The sequence below is a fragment of the Corynebacterium sp. HMSC077D03 genome (genome assembly GCF_001808545.1).
In the GTDB taxonomy this organism is placed as follows: Bacteria; Actinomycetota; Actinomycetes; order Mycobacteriales; family Mycobacteriaceae; genus Corynebacterium; species Corynebacterium simulans.
Map to the genome: position 1 here is coordinate 1 of NZ_KV793664.1, position 1,530 is coordinate 1,530.

General features: G+C 57.6%; 1 protein-coding gene. It reads left to right on the forward strand.

All coding sequences use genetic code 11. The features are described 5' to 3' along the window. Positions 1 to 342: 342 nt before the first annotated feature. A partial coding sequence (locus HMPREF2888_RS02190; RefSeq protein WP_061925177.1) for an IS110 family RNA-guided transposase occupies positions 343 to 1,530 on the forward strand: 1,188 nt, incomplete at its 3' end.

Genomic DNA, 1,530 nt, shown 5'->3' on the forward strand with positions numbered 1-1,530 from the left:
CCCATTACGTTGTTAGCAGTTCCACCCCAGGGCGCCGAAGATTCATAGCCTGTCCACCCGAGTGGGAGGGGCTATGTTTATGTCCGTTCCCGCCGTCCGAAAGGACAGTGGAACTAGTCGCTGGCTTCGGTATGGCTTATTCCTGTCCCTGTTAAGAAAATGATCCGGGGGGTGATGCCACCGGAGACAGTGACATACTCAAACTGCTAATAGGAACCTGACCCGGCCCAGGCGGCACGAGGTCTCACAGTAATGTGGATGCCAGCGCCAGTATGTCCGACCACCCCAGCGATGAAGCGTAAATAATCCAACTCCCTACTCATCGCTAGGAGGCACAGACTCATGGCCTATGACTTCGTCATTGGAATGGACGTCGGCAAATACTTCCACCACGCCTGCGTCCTCGATCCCCAGGGCAGACAAGTCCTATCCAAACGCATCAACCAGCACGAAGGCTCGCTACGCAAGCTCTTCGGCAAATTCCTGGCCAATGACGCCGAAGTCCTTGTCGTCGTCGATCAGCCCAACAACATCGGCAGGCTAACCGTCGCAGTCGCCCAAGCAATGGGAGCCGACGTTCGCTACCTCCCCGGGCTTGCCATGCGACAGCTTTCACGTATCCACGTCGGCAACTCCAAGACCGATGTACGCGACGCTTATGTCATCGCCCATGCCGGCCTCAACCTGCCAGATGCCCTGCGTAGCGTCGACCGCGTTGAGGAAGTCTTCCTCCAGCTGAAAGTCCTCAACGGTATCGACGAAGACCTCGCCCGCGCCTACACACGCCTGATCAACCAGATGCGATCCGCGCTCGTGGGCACCTACCCCGCATTCGAACATGTCCTACGTGGGCAGATGATTCACCGCAAGTGGATTCTCCACCTTCTGGCGAAATACGGTGGCCCCACCAAGATTCGACGCGTCGGCAAAGCACGGCTGACAGCTTTCGCACGTGGTCACAGGGCACGTAATCCTGAACCAGTTATCGATGCCATGCTTGCTGCGATCCACGGCCAGACGGTATCCATCGCCGGCGCAGAATACGCGGAACTTGGCGTAGCAATGTCCGCCAAAGATGCACTAGCCAAGCTGGAGCACCGCAAAGAGATTGAAGCCCAGGTACTCGAGCTGATCCAGGACATTCCTCAGACCGAGATTCTCTTGTCCATGCCCGGCATCGGCCCACGTAGCGCCGCGCAAATCCTTATGACCGTCGGCGATATGTCCGACTTTCCCAATGCAGCGCACCTGGCTTCCTATGCAGGCCTGACGCCGCAGACGAATCAGTCGGGAACGTCGATCATGTCGAATTCGCCCAACCGGGCCGGCAACAAGAAATTGAAGAACGCCCTATGGCAATCGTCCTTTGCATCGATCAGATTCCACGAGCGTTCCCGGCAATTCTATGAGCGAAAACGCAAAGAAGGCAAGAGACATAACGCCGCAGTCGTCGCGCTCGCACGCCGACGCCTCAACGTCCTCTTCGCCATGATGCGCAGCGGAGAGCTCTACAGAGACATCCCCACAGCC